This window comes from Sinomonas gamaensis (genome assembly GCF_005876955.1).
In the GTDB taxonomy this organism is placed as follows: Bacteria; Actinomycetota; Actinomycetes; order Actinomycetales; family Micrococcaceae; genus Sinomonas; species Sinomonas gamaensis.
The window spans coordinates 1-16367 of the sequence record NZ_SSCL01000016.1; the positions used below are offsets into that span (position 1 = coordinate 1).

The 16367-nt window shown below is 68.4% G+C and carries 21 protein-coding genes and 1 pseudogene; 6 read left to right on the plus strand and 16 right to left on the minus strand.

All coding sequences use genetic code 11. The annotated features are described in order from the left end of the window. The 3 genes and pseudogenes from E5679_RS21310 to E5679_RS17350 all read left to right on the plus strand — a co-directional run. A pseudogene (locus E5679_RS21310) lies at nt 1-176 on the plus strand (methylmalonate-semialdehyde dehydrogenase (CoA acylating)); the annotation flags it as partial. Between the two features lie 29 nt (nt 177-205). Beyond that, entirely contained in the window at nt 206-1198 is a 993-nt protein-coding gene (locus tag E5679_RS17345; protein WP_138418201.1) for an acetylxylan esterase, read from the plus strand. Next, complete coding sequence (locus tag E5679_RS17350) at nt 1195-1698, plus strand: DinB family protein (protein ID WP_420821084.1); 504 nt, start codon at nt 1195-1197, stop codon at nt 1696-1698. The genes E5679_RS17345 and E5679_RS17350 overlap by 4 nt, the downstream gene beginning before the upstream one ends. Before the next feature lie 33 nt (nt 1699-1731). On the opposite strand, the gene E5679_RS17355 is transcribed toward E5679_RS17350, so the two are convergent. Both E5679_RS17355 and E5679_RS17360 read right to left on the minus strand, forming a co-directional pair. After that, the gene (locus tag E5679_RS17355) at nt 1732-2178 is read right to left on the minus strand and encodes a universal stress protein (RefSeq protein ID WP_138418203.1); all 447 of its coding nucleotides are present in this window, start codon (nt 2176-2178) and stop codon (nt 1732-1734) included. 49 nt (nt 2179-2227) lie between these two features. Continuing rightward, the gene (locus E5679_RS17360; protein WP_138418205.1) at nt 2228-3799 is read right to left on the minus strand and encodes a Na+/H+ antiporter; all 1572 of its coding nucleotides are present in this window, start codon (nt 3797-3799) and stop codon (nt 2228-2230) included. 77 nt (nt 3800-3876) lie between these two features. On the opposite strand from E5679_RS17360, the gene E5679_RS17365 reads away from it, so the two are divergent. Together E5679_RS17365 and E5679_RS17370 are read left to right on the plus strand one after the other, a co-directional pair. Continuing rightward, complete coding sequence (locus E5679_RS17365) at nt 3877-4269, plus strand: VOC family protein (RefSeq protein WP_138418207.1); 393 nt, start codon at nt 3877-3879, stop codon at nt 4267-4269. Between the two features lie 31 nt (nt 4270-4300). Then, entirely contained in the window at nt 4301-4711 is a 411-nt protein-coding gene (locus E5679_RS17370) for a GNAT family N-acetyltransferase (protein ID WP_212746998.1), read from the plus strand. 116 nt (nt 4712-4827) lie between these two features. Here the strand turns inward: E5679_RS17370 and E5679_RS17375 are convergent, their stop codons facing one another. Further along, nucleotides 4828-5103 (minus strand): DUF6458 family protein, encoded by a 276-nt coding sequence (locus E5679_RS17375; protein ID WP_338055920.1) that lies wholly within the window; start codon nt 5101-5103, stop codon nt 4828-4830. Between the two features lie 129 nt (nt 5104-5232). Here E5679_RS17375 and E5679_RS17380 point away from each other — a divergent pair, with 129 nt between their 5' ends. Continuing rightward, on the plus strand, nt 5233-5655 hold the full coding sequence (locus E5679_RS17380; RefSeq protein WP_138418211.1) for a ChaB family protein: 423 nt from the start codon (nt 5233-5235) through the stop codon (nt 5653-5655). A gap of 181 nt (nt 5656-5836) precedes the next feature. Here the strand turns inward: E5679_RS17380 and E5679_RS17385 are convergent, their stop codons facing one another. From E5679_RS17385 to E5679_RS17445, 13 genes are all read right to left on the minus strand, one after another. Beyond that, nucleotides 5837-6070, minus strand: a complete 234-nt coding sequence (locus E5679_RS17385; protein ID WP_138418213.1) for a carbon storage regulator — start codon at nt 6068-6070, stop codon at nt 5837-5839. Nucleotides 6071-6093: 23 nt separating this feature from the next. Beyond that, a complete protein-coding gene (locus E5679_RS17390; protein WP_138418215.1) occupies nt 6094-6954 on the minus strand; it encodes a hypothetical protein in 861 nt (286 codons plus the stop codon). Continuing rightward, complete coding sequence (locus E5679_RS17395) at nt 6947-8941, minus strand: flagellar biosynthesis protein FlhA (protein WP_420821085.1); 1995 nt, start codon at nt 8939-8941, stop codon at nt 6947-6949. The genes E5679_RS17390 and E5679_RS17395 overlap by 8 nt, the downstream gene beginning before the upstream one ends. Before the next feature lie 62 nt (nt 8942-9003). Next, nucleotides 9004-10107 carry an EscU/YscU/HrcU family type III secretion system export apparatus switch protein gene (locus E5679_RS17400; RefSeq protein ID WP_138418219.1) on the minus strand — a complete coding sequence of 368 codons (1104 nt, stop codon included), beginning with the start codon at nt 10105-10107 and terminating at the stop codon, nt 9004-9006. After that, nucleotides 10107-10865, minus strand: coding sequence for a flagellar biosynthetic protein FliR (locus E5679_RS17405; RefSeq protein WP_138418221.1), 759 nt, complete (start codon nt 10863-10865; stop codon nt 10107-10109). The genes E5679_RS17400 and E5679_RS17405 overlap by 1 nt, the downstream gene beginning before the upstream one ends. After that, nucleotides 10862-11134: a flagellar biosynthesis protein FliQ gene (fliQ, locus tag E5679_RS17410; RefSeq protein ID WP_138418223.1), complete on the minus strand. Its 273-nt coding sequence runs from the start codon at nt 11132-11134 to the stop codon at nt 10862-10864. The genes E5679_RS17405 and fliQ overlap by 4 nt, the downstream gene beginning before the upstream one ends. A 1-nt stretch (nt 11135) precedes the next feature. After that, a complete protein-coding gene (fliP, locus tag E5679_RS17415; RefSeq protein ID WP_138418225.1) occupies nt 11136-11969 on the minus strand; it encodes a flagellar type III secretion system pore protein FliP in 834 nt (277 codons plus the stop codon). After that, nucleotides 11966-12355, minus strand: a complete 390-nt coding sequence (gene fliO / locus E5679_RS17420) for a flagellar biosynthetic protein FliO (protein ID WP_138418227.1) — start codon at nt 12353-12355, stop codon at nt 11966-11968. Before fliO ends, fliP begins: the two co-directional genes overlap by 4 nt. Continuing rightward, nucleotides 12356-13048 (minus strand): flagellar motor switch protein FliN, encoded by a 693-nt coding sequence (gene fliN, locus E5679_RS17425; RefSeq protein ID WP_138418229.1) that lies wholly within the window; start codon nt 13046-13048, stop codon nt 12356-12358. After that, on the minus strand, nt 13045-13959 hold the full coding sequence (locus E5679_RS17430) for a flagellar motor switch protein FliM (protein WP_338055921.1): 915 nt from the start codon (nt 13957-13959) through the stop codon (nt 13045-13047). The genes fliN and E5679_RS17430 overlap by 4 nt, the downstream gene beginning before the upstream one ends. Nucleotides 13960-14001: 42 nt before the next feature. Further along, nucleotides 14002-14466 carry a gas vesicle protein GvpJ gene (gene gvpJ / locus E5679_RS21695; RefSeq protein WP_138418231.1) on the minus strand — a complete coding sequence of 155 codons (465 nt, stop codon included), beginning with the start codon at nt 14464-14466 and terminating at the stop codon, nt 14002-14004. A 3-nt stretch (nt 14467-14469) separates the two neighbouring features. After that, nucleotides 14470-14871, minus strand: coding sequence for a cytochrome c oxidase subunit 4 (locus tag E5679_RS17440; RefSeq protein WP_138418232.1), 402 nt, complete (start codon nt 14869-14871; stop codon nt 14470-14472). A 76-nt stretch (nt 14872-14947) separates the two neighbouring features. Then, nucleotides 14948-16261, minus strand: coding sequence for a glycoside hydrolase family 26 protein (locus tag E5679_RS17445; protein WP_138418235.1), 1314 nt, complete (start codon nt 16259-16261; stop codon nt 14948-14950). Nucleotides 16262-16367 lie beyond the last annotated feature (106 nt).

Below are 16367 nucleotides of genomic sequence, written 5' to 3' on the forward strand. Positions count from 1 at the left end.
TCCCCGTCCCGGTCGCCTACCACTCCTTCGGCGGCTGGAAGAGCTCCCTCTTCGGCGACAAGCACATCTACGGCGAAGAAGGCGTCTCCTTCTACACCCGCGCCAAGGTCATCACCCAACGCTGGCCCGAACCCACCCACGCCTCCGGCGCCTCCTACAACTTCCCCTCCAACTGAGCACCCCCCGCAACCGGAGAAGGAGCACTGTGTACAACGATCTGCCCGAGGAAGAGCTCCGGGTCTACAAGAGCTCCCAGATATGCAAGGACGACTTCGACGCGTTCTGGGAGGAGACCCTCGACGAATCGCGCCGAGCCGGCGGAGAGACCGTGGTCGAGCGGCTTCCGGAGATCGGCCTGGAAACCCTGGACGTCTACGACGTCACGTTCCCGGGCTTCGGCGGCGAGCCCGTCAAGGCCTGGCTGCGGACCCCGAAGAACCCTGAGGGTCCCCTTCCCGCGGTCGTCCAATATGTCGGCTACGGCGGAGGCCGCGGACGGGCATGGGAGAACCTGTTCTGGGCCTCGGCGGGATTCGCCCACCTCCAGATGGACACCCGCGGACAGGGATCCGGATGGTCCGTGGGCGATACGCCGGACAGCAGCGGGGCAGCAGGTCCCCAGGTTCCCGGCGTCATGACCAAGGGAATCACCAGCAAGGCGACCTACTACTACCGCCGTCTCATGACCGACGGCGTCCGCGCGGTCGACGCCGTGCGCGGTCTCCCCATGGTCGATCCCGCACGTGTCGCCGTGACCGGCGGAAGCCAAGGTGGCGGCGTAGCCCTTGCCGTTGCGGGGCTCGTCCCGGACCTTTCAGCCGTCGCGGTCACGGTCCCGTTCCTGTGCGATTTCCCGCGGGCAACCGTCATCACCGACACGTCGCCCTTCCGGGAGATCTCGAAGTACCTCGCGACCCACCGCGACCAGGTGGACGTCGTCCGCGAGACGCTCTCCTACTTCGACGGGGTGAATTTCGCTGCCCGCGCGAAGCACCCCGCCTATTTCTCGGCGGCGCTCATGGACCGCACCACACCGCCGTCGACCGTTTTTGCGGCCTTCAATGCCTACGCAGGCGAGAAGGAGATCCGGGTCTGGCCATACAACGGCCACGAAGGCGGCGGCCCCGACGACGATCACCTGATGCGGCAATTCCTCTCGCGAATTCTGAAAGGCGTGGAAATATACTCCCGTCCATGACGCCCGCCACGATGCCCAGCATGGACCCCGCGATCTTCGGCGCCGACCTCCGCGATCAGTTCCTCGCGTTCCTCGACGAGCACCGCGCGGCGATGGACGGGAGCCTTGAGGGGCTTTCGGAGTCGGAGGCGAGGGCCTCGCTCGTGCCATCCCGGACGACGCTCCTCGGCCTCGTCAAGCACGCCGCGTTCGTGGAACGCGTCTGGTTCGACGAGGCCATCACGTGTCGCTCTCGGCAGGAGATCGGGATTCCCGCCACACCGGACGAATCCTTCATCCTCGCCGAGAGCGACACCATCGCATCGGTCCGCGCTGACTACCGGAAGGCCTGCGAGGACTCGCGGCGCGCCGTCGCCGGGTTGGGGCTTGACGACATCGTCCGGGGCAACCGGCGCGGACCGCTCCCCCTGCGCTGGGTGCTCCTCCACATGCTGCGGGAGCTGGCGCAGCATTGCGGGCACGCCGATATCCTCCGAGAGCAGGTCCTGGCGGCAAGGTGACTCACCGCCGTCGGCCGCCGCCCTGACGACCGGCTACTCCGCGCCGTCGCCCACGGTGTTGACGATGTAGACATCGCAATCCGCGCCATGCGCAACGCTGCTCGCGACGCTGCCGAGGATCCGGCCGATGCCCTGCATGCGGCGGTTCCCCACAACCACGAGCCGGGCCTGGAGGCGCTGCGCCTCGGCGAGGATCGCGTCGGCGGGCTTTCCCCGCGACGACATGTACGTGATCTTCTCGGCCTCCTCGGGCCAGGTGAGCGACTCGGCGACGTTCTTCGCCACACGTTCGGCCGTCGTCGCGCCGGAGATGATCCATTTGTCGCTGCCCACCCCGTACACCTCGGTACGCTCGTCCTCGAAGGCGCTCACCACATGAAGCCTCGCCCCGAAGGCGGTGGCAACTTCGGCAGCCGTCTGGGCGGCCCGGAGCGCGGTCTCGCTATCGTCGACGCCGACAACGACGATGTTCTCTCGCATCAGATTCCCTTCACTCACCGTCTGGTCAGGACTACCGTACGCGAACGGCTCAGCGGTCCAACGTCATCGTGCGCAGGTCCAGTCGGCGCAGAACCCTGTCGACGAGCTCGGGATCATTTCCGGGCTCGTTTCGCGCTGCGAGCATCTCGCGCCTGGCTGCGTCCAGGGCATCGCGCTGGGCCCGGTCCATCGCTGCGAGCACGACCTTGAGCCTGCGCATCTTGTCGGGATCATCGGCGTAATCGGCCTCGAGAATCGTGTGCAGGGACGACATGCGCCGGGCCAGGGCTCTGCGGCGGCCCTCGGGGAGCTTCAGCGCTGCCGGCGAGGTTTGCATGGCCTCGAGCGCCACCCGCTCGGCTCGGCGGGCGAGGGCCCGCTGGGCCTGCTGTTCCGCCTCGCGGTCATCGGGAAGCCTGAGCACCCGCGTGAGCCACGGCAGGGTGAGCCCTGGAAGGACGAGGGTGACCACGAGCACCGAGCAGGCGACCGCGACCACGAAGTTCCGTCCCGGCGTGGGCGAGCCGTCAGCGAGCGTCGAGGGAAGTGCAAGGGCCAGGGCGAGCGTTGCGAGGCCGCGCATCCCGCACCACGTGAGGACCACGACCTCCTTGAGCGAGCGGGGCGTCTTCTCCCGGCGCTCGGTGCCGCCCATCCGGTAGATGACGTACATCCAGATGAAGCGGACCAGGACCACCGCCGCGCAGACCGCTGCGATGCCAGGGACAAACCGGACGAGGCTGGGGCCCTCCGCGTCGATGACCGAGCGCATCTCGATGCCCACGAGCCCGAACGCGATGCCGGTGGTGAGGAGCTCGAGCACCTCCCAGAACGCCGAGCGGGTGAGCCGTTCCTCCGAGTCCTGCGGCCGGGCGCGCCGCCCGAGCTCGACGGCGGTGACCACCACCGCGACCACGCCTGAGCAATGCGCGACCTCGGCCAGCAGGTACACCGCATACGGCGCCACGAGAGTCGTCGCGCTCCGGGCCACGAGGTTGGGGACAAACCGATTCAGGGCCCCGACGAGCCAGGCCATCGCGATGCCCAGCAGCACGGCTCCGGCTGCGCCCAGGAAGAAGCGCGGCACGATGTCCCATCCGACGCGTTCGTTGTTGATGGTCGCGGACACCGCCGTCTGGAAGATCACGATGGCCATCGCGTCATTGAACAGCCCCTCGGTCTGGAGCACCGTGAGCAGACGACGGCGCATCCTCACCTTGCCCGCGATCGCCTCCACCGCGACGGGGTCGGGCGGGGCAACGATGGCACCGAGCGCAATGGCGAGCGGCACGCCGAGCGCCGGGACCAGCCACCACGTCACGGCCGCTACGGCGGCAACAGTCACGACCACCAGCAGCACGGCCAACAGCACGAGGGAGCGCCAGCGCAGCCGGAACACCGACCAGCTCGAGCGCTGCGCGGCCGCGAACAGCAGCGACGGCAGGAAGAGCGGCAGGATGAGCTCGGGATCGATGTGCACGTCCGGGACGAACGGCAACGACGCGGCGAGCGCGGAGAACACGAGCATGAGGATCGGATACGGGAGACGGATCCGCTCCCCGACCCCAACGATGAGCACCGTCCCGAACAGCAGGCCGACCACCAGCAGCAGAAATTCCATGTGCCCCCTTGGATCAGGACCATTTTTCCACGCGGGTCGCTTTCCGCGCGGGTCGTCGGCCGCTAGCGTGAGGCCACATGGAGATGCGTCTGGAAGTCGTGCAGGTTCCCGTGGCAGATGTGGACAGGTCCAAGTCCTTCTACAGCGAGACGCTGGGTTTTGCCCTCGATCACGATGTTGAGCACATTCCCGGAATGCGGGTCGTCCAGCTGACCCCGCCGGGTTCCGCCACGTCGATCGTCATCGGCACCGGCATGACCAGCATGGCGCCGGGAAGCCTCGAGGGCCTGCAGCTCGTGGTGGAGGACTTGGAGGCTGTGCGCGCCGAGCTCCTGGGTCGTGGGGCCGAGATCAGCGATGTTCAGGACATGGGCGGCGTTCACTTCGCCTTCTTCGCCGACCCTGACGGCAACCGCTGGGTCATGCAGGGCGCCACCGCCCCGAGCGTCAAGGAGGCGCACCTCTACTGACCGGTAGCACCTAGCGCAGGAACTTCTGACGATGCCTCTGAACGAGTTCGGCCAGCCCCGGCCATTGCCGGACTGGGCGCCCCGCTCGGCACCGAAGCGGGTTGTTCTCGAGGGCAGCTTCTGTCGGCTCGAACCCCTTGAGGCTGACCGTCACGCCTATCAGCTGTACTCGGCGTACGCCCAGGCCCTGGACGGACGCGACTGGACCTACCTCTCCGTGGGACCGTTCGACAGCGAGGAGGGCTACCGTCAGCAGGCGGAGAAGCAGTCGCGATCCAGCGACCCACTGCACTTCGCGGTCATTGACCGTCGCAGCGGGAAGGCGGTGGGCACCTTGGCTCTCATGCGCCATGACCCAGCCAACGGCGTCGTCGAAGTGGGGCACGCAGGAGCCGCGACACCGCTTGGTACTCGATCATCGACTCCGAGTGGCCGGAGGTAGGCGGAGCACTGCGTTCGTGGCTCTCACCGGAGAACTTCGACGCGGAGGGCAGGCAGCGGCAGTCCCTTGCAGCGCTCAGGCTACAGGGTTCCGATCGGCTACAGGGTTCCGATCGGCTACAGGGTTCCGTCTGTGGTCTCGCGCCGCGTCACCCGCTCGCCGGTGTCGGGGTCGACCGCGGTCCTGGTCTCGCTGACCCGCCGGGCGCGCCTCGGGCCGAACATGACCAACGTGACGACCAGCCCAATGATGCCCACCACCATGAGGATGTACCCGATCACCACGAGGTTCACGAACGAGACCGCATTTCCGACCGCGAAGGCGAGGATGGCGCCCAGCGCGATCAGGACGAGTGAAGCTCCGATACCCATTTCGAACCACGGCTCCTTCATGTTGGACCGCATCAGCGGAATGCCCTCTTCCGTTACCCGCAGCGCGCTGCCCAAAACGCGTAACCGAGCCTCCTTCGGGTAAAGATCTGGCAAAGCAAGCTCAGCCGTCCCGACGAAACGGAGGATGCGATGCCGAAGACGGACAAGAGCGGAAAGGCGAGGAAGGACGAACTCCCCTCGACCATCCAGCGCTCGGATGACAAAGCCCAGCAGACCTTCGCGAAGGCCCATGACTCCGCCGAGAAGACGTATCACGACGAGGAACGAGCCCACCGCGTCGCGTATTCGGCCTTGAAGCACACGCACGAGAAGGTCGGCGATCATTGGGAGCCCAAAGAGGGCAAGGGCCCGTCCGATGAGCAGGCCAAGGGCGGAAAGACGACGCGCCGCGAGACCCACGGAGGCGTCGACGCCAATGCCTCGAAGCAGCACCTCTACGATCTCGCCAAGAAACTCGACGTTCCCGGCCGTTCCCACATGACGAAGGATCAGCTCGTGGACGCGCTGGAGAAGGCGAACAATAAGAAAACTGCGCAGAGCCGGAAGAAGTAGGGCCGGAAGAAGTAGGACAGGAAGAAGTAGCGGCCGGATTCCCCCGCTTCTGCACCAACCTCCCCAACTTTAGGGCCGGAGCGCTACAGTTCTCCGGCGTGTTGCGGCGACACACCGGTTTCAGCCGCCGAAAGCTGGGGAATCTGGCGCGAAAGCTGGGGAGACTGGCAGGGGCGGCGTCTTAGCGACCGCCCAGGAGCCCCTTCAGGATGTCCTCGGCCCCCGACTGCGACTGGGCCGCGGCAAGATTCGCGTCCGCGACGGCCTCGAAGATCTCCTCGCGCTTGATGGCGAGGTGCCGGGGCGCGTCAATGCCAATGCGTATGCCTTCGCTTCCGCGGCTTTCGAGGAACGTGATGACGATTTCGTCGCCGATCATGATCTTCTCGCCGGGCTTGCGGGTGAGTACGAGCATCGCTGTCCTTCCGTGGAGCGCTGTCAGAGCACCGTCCGTGGTGCCGGGGACCCGTCAACCCAGCCTACGGGTATGCCGAGGGCGTTGACGGTCTGGGGCGAGCGGGTTTCTGCCGCGCCGACCACGGCGAGCGCGTTGACCGTGAGGCCCGCGGCACGAAAGCACGACGACGCTGCCTCCACCCACTCGGCGGTCTCCTCTGGCTTGTGGCGGGCGTCCACCACGAGCCACACCTGATCGGCCCTGAGCGCGGCGGCTGCCGCGAGTGAAGCGTCGAGGGAGTCGAGCGGGCCGAGGGTGAACGCGACCAGCAGAGGGACATCGCGTTCGACGGCGTCGGCCCGCGCCGAGATCGCGTCGAGCGGCACTTCGAGGTGCGGCCAGTCGCCCATGAGGTCGCCCGCCGTCGCCCGTGCGCACGGTTCCGCCTCCCCGCGCGACATCCAGTTCACGACCTCGAGTGGTGCCCCGCCAAAGCCGACGACGAGCACGAAGTCCCCCACGCCGTCGAGCATTCTGGGCACGCGCGGCTCGGATGGAGGGTCGAACTCGCCGCGCAGCCGCTCGAGAAGCACATCGAATCGCTCGCCCTGGGTTGAAACCTCAGAGGAGTGCAGGGCCTCCTCGGCGCGGTCGGCGTCGTCGAGCAGCGCAGCGATCCCGGCGCGACCCGCGAGGGAGTGCGGCACCACGGGCGCTTCGGGACCAGGCTCCGGGACCAGCACGGTCGCCTCGATGTGGCGCCGGCCGAGCAGCCCGGCGAGGCCCGGCTCGAGCACGCGCTCGGCCCGCACGATCCGTGCCTCGGGCCCGTACAGCGCAACCGCCGACCGCGTCAGAGCCTCCAGACTGGGGCCTCGAAGGATCTTCTCCGCTTTAGGCACGTACTGCGGCACCTCTCACCACCCCGATCGTCTCGATCGCGACCTCCGTGGACGTCACCTCGGCATAGGAGAGCACCGGGACGCCGGACGGCGGCAGCGGGACGAGCTTCCGCATCGCCGGTCTGAGCACCGGCGCGCAGACCAGCACGGGGCTCTTGCCAGAGGATTCGGCCGCGGCGACGGCGGCGCTCAGAGAGGACGTGATGGCGTCGAGCTTTGCCTGGTCGAGGACCAGCTGCGTCCCGCCCTCGGCGGGCCGCAGGTCTTGGACGAGGCTCTGCTCGAGGACAGGTTCGATCGTGATGACCGTGAGCCGGTCCCCGTCCATGAGGCGGCCCACGAGCGCGGGTCCGATCGCGAGCCGCGCCGCTTCGATGAGACCCTCAGGATCGGTCGACGCCTTGGCCCGCAGGGTCAGGGACTCGTAGATGCGGGTGAGGTCGTTGATGGGCACCTGCTCCGCGAGGAGCCCCTGCAGCACCCGGTGGATTTCGGCCAGGGAAAGGAGCCCCGGCGTGAGCTCCTCCACGACCGCCGGGCTGCCGGCCTTCACCCCTTCGGTGAGCACCCGCACATCCTCCCGTGAGAGCAGCCGCGCGGCGTTGGCCGTCACGATCGAGGAGAGGTGCGTGATCAGCACGCTCACCCTGTCGATCACGGTGGCCCCGGTGAGCTCGGCGCTGTGCCGCATCTCGGCGGGGATCCACTTCCCCGCGAGCCCGAAGACCGGCTCGACGACGGCGGCACCCGGCAGCGCGTCGAGGAAGTCGCCGAGGGCGAGGAGCTTGCCCGACGGCGCCGTGCCCCGGCCCGCGTCGACGCCGGCGATGCGGATGGCATAGGTCGCCGGCGGCAGCTCGACGGAGTCGCGGGTCCGCACCGGCGGGATCACCACCCCGAGGTCCATGGCAATCTTGTGCCGCAGCGACTTCACGCGGGCCAGAAGGTCGTCGGCCGAACCGCCCACGAGGTCCACGAGGTCGGGCGCGAGCAGGATCTCGAGTGGATGGACGCGCATCTCCTCCATGAGTCGCTGGGTCGGGTCCTGCTCCCCCACATCGGCACCCGAGGCGCCGTTCGTCTCCGAGGAGGCCCCGCCGTCGGCTCTCATTGCATCTTTCGACGCCTGCATCCGCCGCGAGACGACGATGAGCACCGCCCCGACCGCGAGGAACGGCAGCGGCGGCATGCCGGGGATGAGCGCCATGACCACCGCGGTGATCCCCGTGATGAGCAGCGCCGTCCGCGACTGTGAGAGCTGGGAGGAGGCAGCGTGGCCGAGGTCCGCCTCGGCGTTCGAGCGCGTCACGATCATGCCCGTCGAGACCGCCATGAGCAGGGCGGGGATCTGCGAGACGAGGCCGTCGCCCATCGTGAGGAGGGAGTAGGTGTTCAGGGCGTCGTTGATCGAGAGGCCGCGCTGGGCCATGCCCACGCCGAGCCCGCCCACGATGTTGACGATGATGATGACGATGCCGGCAATCGCGTCGCCCTTGACGAACTTCGAGGCGCCGTCCATCGCCCCATAGAAATCAGCCTCCGCCGAGACCTCCGCGCGCCGCTGCCGCGCGACGACGTCCGTGATGAGGCCGGCGTTGAGGTCGGCATCGATGGCCATCTGCTTGCCCGGCATCGCGTCGAGCGTGAAGCGCGCGCCGACCTCGGCCACGCGCTCGGCGCCCTTGGTGACGACCACGAACTGGATCACCACGAGGATCACGAACACCACCGCGCCGATGATGAGCGAGCCGCCCACGGTCACCTTGCCGAACGCCTCGATCACCTGCCCGGCGTAGCCCTGGCCCAGCACGAGCCGGGTCGAGGCGACGTTGAGCCCGAGCCGGAACAGCGTGGCCACGAGCAGGAGCGACGGGAAGACGGAAAAGTCGAGTGGCTTCTTCACGAACATGCTCGTCAGCAGGATCACGAGCGCGAGCAGGAGGTTGCACACGATCAGCACGTCGAGGAGCGGCGCGGGGACTGGCATCACGAGCAGCAGGACGATGCCGACGATCCCCACCGGGACTCCGAGCCGGGCGAAGTTGCGGTTCACGGGGTGACTCCTTTCAAGCTGGCTGGGCGGGCGGGCAGCGTGTGCAGGCCGGCGGCCGAGCCACGCGCCTTGAGGGCCATGACGAACGCGAGCACGCCGGCCACGGCGGTGTAGAACTCCACCGGGATCTCCTCGCCGATCTCGCAGGCGGCGTGGAGGGCCCGCGCGAGCGGGACGTCGCGCACCATGGGCACGCGCTCCTTCTCGGCCTCCTCCCGGATCCGGGCTGCGATGGTTCCGGCGCCCTTCGCCGCGATGCGCGGCGCAGACTTCCCGGGCTCGTACTTCAGCGCTACGGCCACGTGGGTCGGGTTCACCAGGACGACGTCGGCGCCTCCGATCGCGGCGATCATGCGGTTCCGGGACATCGCCAGCTGGCGCGACCGCCGCTGCGAGCGGATGAGCGGGTCTCCTTCGGTGTTCTTGTTCTCGTCCTTGACCTCGCGCTTGGTCATGCGGGTCTTGGTGCGGTTCCGCCGCACGACGACGAACACGTCCGCCGCGGCCAGCACCAGTCCCGCGGCGACGGCAAAGCGGATGAGGGAGGCGGCGCCGTCGTTGGCGGCGGCCAGCAGCCCGGAGATCGGCAGGCCGCCCGCTGAGAGGACCACCGGGATGAGCCCCTGCACCACGGTCCACAGCACGAGCCCGACGACGGCGGTCTTCGCGAGCGCCTTCACGCCTCCCCAGAGCGCCTGGGGCCCGAAGGTCCGCTTGAGGCCGGCGATGGGATTGAAGTGCTCGAAAGACGCCGTGAAGCGCTTGAGATGCACACCGCCTTGCGCTGCGGACCCGGCGAGGACCGCGAGGAAGACGACAGCGGCGAGCGGCCCCACCGTGCCGACGAGCGAGGCGGCGCCGTCGGCGAGGGCTTGGACGGCCTTTCCGGGATCCGGATCGGAGATGATCGACGTCACGGTGAACATCTGCGCGCGGCCGGCGGTCGACGCGGCGTCGATCGTGGACGGCAGCATGATCGCGCCGGCACCGACGGCGAGCCACGCCGTGAGGTCCTGTGAGCGCGAGAGCTGGCCCTTCGAGCGGACTTCGCGGAGCCGCTTGTCCGTGGCCTGTTCGGTGCGTTCCTGCACGTCGGCCATCAGCCCACCCCCAGCAGCGTGTTTACGGCCTGCTCCACGAGCGAGGACACGATCCGGGGCAGCGCGAGGAACAGCACGCCCGCGAGGCTCAGCGTGATGAGGACCTTGAGCGGGAACCCCATCTGGAAGGCGTTGAGCGCGGGGGCCACCCGCGTCAGCAGCCCCAGCCCGAGGTCGGCGAGGAACAGGACCACCATGAGCGGCCCCGCGATCTGGAGGGACGCGACGAAGAGGCCGGTGACCGCCGTCGTCATCGCCTCGACGGGGCGCGCGAGGTCCAGGCCGCCCGCCAACGGCAGCGCGCCGAACGAACCGGCGAGCCCGCCGATCACCAGCTGATAGCCGTCGGAGGAGAAGAGAAGCGCGAGAGCGGCCATCTGCAGCAGCCGCGTGAACTGGGCGCCGTTGACGAGGCTCTGAGGGTCGTAGGCCTGGGCCATCTGGAAGCCCGCGGCGAGGTCGATGAGCGAGCCGGCGGACTGGCTCGCGGCGAAGACCAGATATACGAGGAAGCCGAGCGCGAGGCCCGTGACGAGCTCGAGAACGAGGCCGGTGATGAGGCCTGCCGTATCCCGGGCGGCGTACCCGTTCTGGGCTCGGCCGGCGACAGCGAGGCCGAGGCCGATTCCGAGCATCGCCTTGATCCGAGCCGGAAACCCATTGTGCGAGAAGGGCGGGGCGATGAACAGGAATGCTGTCATCCTCACGGCGGCGAGCATCGCCGCTTCGATGAACGTCTGATCAAGAGGAATGTTCATGAATTGATCAGCGAGGGGATCCGGGCGAAAAGGTCGTTGGTGAAGCTCACCATTTCCGAGATCATCCAATGCCCGCAGACCACGAGCGCAATGGCTACGGCAACGGCCTTGGGAACGAACGAGAGCGTGGCCTCCTGGAGCTGCGTGACGGATTGGACCAGGGAAATTGCGAGGCCTACCACGAGGCTCGTCACGAGCACCGGCGCGGCGAGCTTCCCCGCGGCGAGAAGCGCTTGGAGGCAGATATCGAGAATGGCCGAAGTATTCACGTCAGCCTCCCTGATAGCTCTGGATGAGCGACGTGATGATGAGGTCCCATCCGTCCACGAGGACGAACAGGAGGATCTTGAACGGCAGGGAGATCATGACGGGCGGGAGCATCATCATGCCCATCGACATGAGCGCCGCCGAGACCACGAGGTCGATGATGAGGAACGGGATGAAGATGACGAATCCGATGATGAACGCGGCGCGGAGCTCGGAGATCATGAACGCCGGAATGAGCGTCTGCAGCGGGGTGGCTGCGGGAGTGGCCGGGTTCGGAATTCCGGCCGCGCGCGTCATGAGCGCAATATCCTCTTGGCGCGTATGCGCGAGCATGAATTTCGAGAGCGGCCCGGTCGCGGCGTTGAACGCGCCGCCGAAATCGAGCTGGCCGTTGAGATAGGGCTGCACAGCGTGTGAATTGATGTCGCTGACCACGGGCCACATGATGAACAGCGAGAGGAACAGCGCCAGCCCCGCGATCACCTGGTTCGGCGGGACCGATTGGAGCGAGAGCGCGTTCCGCGTCATCGCGAGGACCACGAAGATCTTGGTGAACGACGTCATCATGAGCAGGAGCGCCGGCGCCACCGAGAGCAGCGTGATCCCGATGAGCGTGACGACCGAGGCCGAGGGCCCATTGTCCGGCGCGTTGATCTGGATGCTGAGAGGGCCGCCCGATGGCGCCGGAGTGGCGGGACCCGAGGGGTCCGACGGCCCGACTGGCGCTGCGTGCCCTGCCACGGAGCTGAGGAGCAGCAGGGCGTAGGCCGTCACCGCTGCGAGGATGACGACGACGGCGACCCGGCCTGCTCTCGCTGCCCAGCCCGCCGGGGTCACGGCTGGCGGCCCAGCTGCCGGAGCAGCTCGCGGCCGAAGGCGGTGGCGGACACCCCGTTCTGGGCCGCCCGTGCGGCACGGCGGCTCAGCGGCGCGGCCGCCTGGCTGATGACGACGGGCTCAGTGATTACCTCGGCGGCCGGCGCCTCGCTCGAGTGCAGCACATTGATCCCGTGCTCGGTCACGCCGAGGAGGAACCGCTGACCGTCCGTGTCCACGAGGACCACAGACGCCTTCGGGCCCACGCTCTGCCGCGCGACGACCGCGAGCGCCTTGGCTTTCGGGGCCCCTGTCCCGCGCCGAAGGCGCCGATGCAGGAGCCACATGAGGCCGAGCACGGCGCCGAGCGAGACGAGGACCCGAAGGCCCAGGATGAGCGAGTCCATTCAGCGGGGCGCCTCGGCCACGTCGAGGATCCGGGTGATCCGCACGCCATAGTCCTGATCGACCACAACCACCTCGCCGAGCGCGATCTTCCGCCCGTTGAGCAGCACGTCCACGGGCGCGCCCGCCGAGCGGTCCAGCTCGATGACTTTCCCGGGCTCCATCGAGAGCGCCTCGCGGACGCTCATCCGCGTCCGGCCGATCTCCACGGTGAGGGCCATCTCGACGTCGTGGATCCGCCCGAGACGGCCCGCGAACGAAGCGTCCGCCGGGGGAGTGTGGGTCGTCGGCGCGCCGCCGTGGATGCGCACCGCGAACCAGCCGAAGGGCGCGCTCCCGTCCGAGATCTCGAAGACCGCCGTGTCCGGGTCGGAGAAGAGCTCCCACGCGTCGCCCTCGGACAGCTCCGAGAGGACGCCTCCCTGGAGCGCCTCGGCGGCGCGCTCGAATGCGGGCCGCAGCACCGCCGTCGTCCGCGCTTCCGGGCTGCCGCCCGCCTCGGCGGCGAAGCCTGCACTCGTGAGCGCGAGCGCGAAGTCCGCGGTGAGCGCGCCGACAAAGGACGCCGAGACGGCCTGTGCCGCATGCCCAGCGGCCGCGCTCGCCTCCACGCTGCCCGTGACCGCGAGGCCGGGCACGGGCAGTGACGCTGCCAGGCGGTCGGCGGCGGAGGCGTGGAGGGCCAGGTTGCTCACGGAAGGGTCTCCTCGGTCAGGGACGTGACGATGCGCGCGGCGGCGCGGGAGCCCTTGCGGACCACCATCGCCTGCGCGAGGTTCTTGCCGCCCACGGCGACGTGGAACGGCTGATGCTCGGGATGCGGCAGCACGAGCGTGTCGCCGACTGCGAGGTTCAGGACCTCGACCGGGGTGACGCCTGTCGGCTCGAGCCGGACGGCGACGTCGATGGGGACCTCCGCCACCTGCGCGCGGACCAGCTCCGCGGCGTTCGCAATGCTCGCCATGGGATTGACGGCACCGAGCTGCGGGAGGAGCGCGTCGGCCGGAATCGCGAGGGACGCGGTGGTGATGGCCTCGCCGACCACGACCGTGAAGGCGACGACGATCATGAGGTCCGTGGTCGCGGCGGCTTGGGCGAATTGCGAGTTGTACTGGATCGCCTCGACCCGGGCCGTGCCCGCGAGGAGACCGCCGAGAGAATAGTGGAGGACCTCAAGGCCCTCTCCGACGAGGCTCTTGATGAGCGCGTACTCGAGCGGGGTGAACTTGCGCTCCAAGCCGCTCTTGTCGCCGTGTCCGCCGAGCATGCGGGCCACCCAGCCGAGGGCGTCCGGCGTGGGGAACTGGACCACCAGCTTGGCCGACACGCCGTCCATCGCACAGAGGACCATCGACGTCGCGGCGGGAAGCGTGGCGACGTACTCGTCGTAGGTCTGCATGACCACCGACTCGGCGGTCACCGTCGACTTGACCCGGACCTTCGCGGTGAGCTGCGTGCCCCATTGCCGAGAAAAGCTTTCGAAGCCAGCCTCAAGGATGCGGCTGTGCTCGCGCGCGAGAGTTGTGGGACGGCGAAAGTCGTACGCCTCGACAACCCTCGCGGCCGACTCCCCGGAAACGGGGGCTTCGCGGTCCTGCACGGTCACGGAGGCGACTATCGGCAGGGCCCGCGCGGCGATAAGCCCGCCTCAGCTCTCAGCTTCCTGTTTCTCTTCCCCGTCCTCGTGGTTCTCCCGGTCCTCGTCATTCCCGATGAGCGGACTCAGGATCGTTTCCTTCACGGTGTCCTTGACCTTGGCGACGGTCTCCTTGACCGTGTCGATGGCGTCCTCGGTCTTGTCCTCGGCGATCTTGTGGGCCACCGACTCCACCGTGTTCTCGAAGCCCTTCTGGAAGTAATCCGTGAGAGGCTTGCCGCCCTGCTTGGAGAGGTCCAGCCGGTTCGTGGCCTCGGCGAAGCGGAGGTAGGTGTCCACGCTGGCCACGACGATGCGGGCGTCGATGCTCAGGAGCTGGATGCCGACCAGGGAAAGGCTGACGTAGGCATCGATCACGAGCCCCTTGTCGAGGATGACGTTCAGGACGTCGGCCAGCGAGCTCGAATGGGGGCGGTCAAGGTAGCCCCCGGGACGCCCGGGCTCGGATGCGGTCATGTGTCAGTGAGCGTGGTCGCCGCGGCTGTACTCGAAGACCCAGCCGATGAGCGCCACGATCCCCAGGCCGACGCCGATGAAGAAGATCCACCAGCCGACCGCGATGCCCAGCACCGCCGTCGCGGCCGCGGCACCGAGCACGATCGGCCACCAGCTCCACGGGCTGAAGTGCCCCTGCTCGCCCGCGCCCTCGTGGATCTCGGCGTCCTCGCGGTCCTCCGGGCGGACACCGACCCGGCGCGCGGTCACCCCGAGATACGATCCGATCATCCCCGCGAGGCCGCCCAGGAGCAGCATCCCGAGGACGCCGACCCATTCCGACCAACGGGTGAGGAACCCATAGACGATGGCGATGGGGACGAAGAAGAAGACCCCCGTCCCGAAGAGCCAGGATTCGACTTTCATGGCCCGATCCTCTCGGTTCGCTCCACATAGGGCGTCCACACCGAGAGTAGACCTAGGAGGACCGGGCGAGATAGGCCTAGCGTCGCGCGGCGAGCGCTGAGGCGAGGGCGCTGGCCGAGGTCGCGGAGCTGTCGATCCGCCAGTCGACTTCCTTGTTGTAGTCGAACCAGACGAAGCCCATGATGTCGGCCTGCCCGTTCAGGTAGGAGACGAGGGCCGTGTTCCACGCGGCCTTCGAGCCGCCCGCCTCCGCCGAGGCGGTCTCGGCGATGATGATCGACTTGCCCGGGGCCACGCTGCGGAGCTGGCTCAGTCCATCTCCGAACAGGGCCGAGGGCGTGGTCCACGAGCTCCATGAGGCGGCCGTGCCCCAGTTGTAGCCGTCGAGCGCCACGGTGTCGACGTAGCCGGCGCCAGGGTACAGGCCTGTGAGCGGGGTCGAGCCCCAGTACGGGACGTTCGGGCTCCACACCCAGGAGACATTGGTAGCGCCGGTGGAGGCGATGACGTCGTGCACGTGCCGCCACGCGGCGACGTAGTCGCCCGCCTGATTGCCGTTCACGCCCTCGGCCCACGGGTACCAGTTGCCGTTCATCTCGTGGGCGAAGCGGAGCATGACCGGCTTGCCCCAGGACGCGAGCGCCGTGCCCCACGAGCGGATGTACGAGTCGAAGTTCCCGGCGGCGATGTTCTTGAGCGAGTAGGCGGGCTGGTCCACGCCGTTCCCTGACCACAGCCAGGGCTCCCACGTCACCAGGCTCGTCGCGCCGCGCGCTGCCACGGCGTCCAGGTCCGCGATCGGGGCTGCCTGGGAGAAATCCTTGTAGGAGAGGACGATCGAGGGGTTCTCGTTGACGAGGGTCGCGATCTGGTCGAGTTCGCTGCTCGCCTGCGGGCCTCCGGGCGTCCCCACGCCGAAGCGCAGCCGAGCCGAGCTGATCGAGGGGGTTGCCGTCGTCGTCTTCGCCGCCGTCTTGAGCGGGCTCGCGAGGAGGGACGACGTGCCCGCCGCGGCTGCCTGCGATTGGGCCGTCGTCGAGGCCGGGCTGTAGGTGACGGCGTAGGGCGCCGAAGCGGAGACGTGCCGCACGGTCGCCTTCACGAGCACGCTCGACGCGGTCGTCGGAGGGATCGTGACGGCGGCAGCGAAGGAGCCGTCGTCGTTCGTGGTGAACGGAACGCTCGCTGTCCCCGCAGCGAGCGTTCCGTCCGTCCCGCGGGCAAACCCGGTTCCGGTGACCAGGACCTCCGCCCCCGCCGGGCCCGAGGACGCGCTCAACGCAATCCCGGGCCGCCCAGCCGCCTGGGAGGGCGCGGCGATCCCGAACAGGACCGCCAATGCCAGGACAAGTCCGGACACGACAGGTCCGGCCAGCCTCTTCTTGAGCACGTCTACTCCCCAACTCGGCGAGAAGAGGCCCGGCAGGGTGCTGTCCGCTCGCCCCCATACGGTCGAGCGGATTGGCCTCCGCAGACGATCCTCGCAGGAGCCCTGC

What these genes read in the sequence shown, in the direction of transcription:
- E5679_RS17350 (WP_420821084.1), top strand. Translation starts at nt 1,195, where the DNA reads ATGACGCCCGCCACGATGCCCAGCATGGACCCCGCGATCTTCGGCGCC.
- E5679_RS17355 (WP_138418203.1), bottom strand. Translation starts at nt 2,178, where the DNA reads ATGCGAGAGAACATCGTCGTTGTCGGCGTCGACGATAGCGAGACCGCG.
- E5679_RS17360 (WP_138418205.1), bottom strand. Translation starts at nt 3,799, where the DNA reads ATGGAATTTCTGCTGCTGGTGGTCGGCCTGCTGTTCGGGACGGTGCTC.
- E5679_RS17365 (WP_138418207.1), top strand. Translation starts at nt 3,877, where the DNA reads ATGGAGATGCGTCTGGAAGTCGTGCAGGTTCCCGTGGCAGATGTGGAC.
- E5679_RS17370 (WP_212746998.1), top strand. Translation starts at nt 4,301, where the DNA reads ATGCCTCTGAACGAGTTCGGCCAGCCCCGGCCATTGCCGGACTGGGCG.
- E5679_RS17375 (WP_338055920.1), bottom strand. Translation starts at nt 5,103, where the DNA reads ATGAAGGAGCCGTGGTTCGAAATGGGTATCGGAGCTTCACTCGTCCTG.
- E5679_RS17380 (WP_138418211.1), top strand. Translation starts at nt 5,233, where the DNA reads ATGCCGAAGACGGACAAGAGCGGAAAGGCGAGGAAGGACGAACTCCCC.
- E5679_RS17385 (WP_138418213.1), bottom strand. Translation starts at nt 6,070, where the DNA reads ATGCTCGTACTCACCCGCAAGCCCGGCGAGAAGATCATGATCGGCGAC.
- E5679_RS17395 (WP_420821085.1), bottom strand. Translation starts at nt 8,941, where the DNA reads ATGCCAGTCCCCGCGCCGCTCCTCGACGTGCTGATCGTGTGCAACCTC.
- E5679_RS17400 (WP_138418219.1), bottom strand. Translation starts at nt 10,107, where the DNA reads ATGGCCGACGTGCAGGAACGCACCGAACAGGCCACGGACAAGCGGCTC.
- E5679_RS17405 (WP_138418221.1), bottom strand. Translation starts at nt 10,865, where the DNA reads ATGAACATTCCTCTTGATCAGACGTTCATCGAAGCGGCGATGCTCGCC.
- fliO (WP_138418227.1), bottom strand. Translation starts at nt 12,355, where the DNA reads ATGGACTCGCTCATCCTGGGCCTTCGGGTCCTCGTCTCGCTCGGCGCC.
- gvpJ (WP_138418231.1), bottom strand. Translation starts at nt 14,466, where the DNA reads ATGACCGCATCCGAGCCCGGGCGTCCCGGGGGCTACCTTGACCGCCCC.
- E5679_RS17440 (WP_138418232.1), bottom strand. Translation starts at nt 14,871, where the DNA reads ATGAAAGTCGAATCCTGGCTCTTCGGGACGGGGGTCTTCTTCTTCGTC.